The organism is Vibrio sp. 1069 (assembly GCF_033340555.1).
In genome coordinates, this window is the sequence record NZ_JAWOWP010000180.1 from 1 (window position 1) to 900 (window position 900).

The window sequence follows — 900 nt, forward strand, 5'->3', positions numbered from 1 at the left end:
CTTGATGTTGCTTTCAAGTTCTTCGTTTTGCTGTTTAATGGTTTGGATTTTTTCTCGAATCGAGCGCTGCATACGTTCGAAGCTGATAGCCAAACGACCGATTTCATCTTTACGTTCGGTATTGAATGTCGTTTCGTCGAGGTCGCCAGCGGATACTTTCTCCGCTGCCCAAGTCAGTTTCAGCAGTGGTGATGTAATGAAGTTGGACAAATAATGCGATGCAATCACCACAAGAATGATCGCGATTAGCATGGCGATAACGAAGAGCTTTTCCAGTTGATGAATGCGTGAAAACGCCTCTTTTTCTGGAAGTTGAACCACGAGCGCCCATGTAATACCGCGTGTTTGAATTGGGGCAAATGCAGCGATAATTTCTTCGCCAAGTCCATTGGTGTAGGTGCCAACGTCGGTTTGTCCCGCTAAAGCTTTATCGATGACTTCAAGACTGTTTTGAATACTGTCTTGCTTGGTATTAATCGTACGTGGTTGCTGATCGCTGCCGACCAGTAGAGTGTTGATGGACGATTCACGGTTTTTATCTGCGATCAGCTTGGTAATGCCGTTGTTTGGTAAACGGAACATAGCATAGCTGTGCAAATAGCCTTGCTGAACGATAGGTGCACCAAGCCAAGCGACTTGTCGACCATGTTCCAGTTCAAAATCAGAAATAATGACGGGCGTATAATCTTCATTCACTTTGCGGCGTTCGTTGACGTCATCAGCTAGACGTTTAAAGGTTTTACCTAATGCCGAGTCTTTGTAGCGCCCCGTTAGTAGGTTAGTACCGTAGTTGTCGTCTTTGTTGATGGAGTAAGTCACGTTGCCGTTAATATCGACCAGCAAAATATCATTAAAATCTGAGCGTTTGAGTAGCTCCAGATATGCCCAGTGATAACGTTT

Annotated in this window: 1 protein-coding gene; it reads right to left on the reverse strand. The window is 44.8% G+C overall.

Annotated features, from left to right (window positions below):
- The coding region (locus R7040_RS25295; protein WP_318097393.1) for a methyl-accepting chemotaxis protein at nucleotides 1-900 on the reverse strand (900 nt) is incomplete at both ends.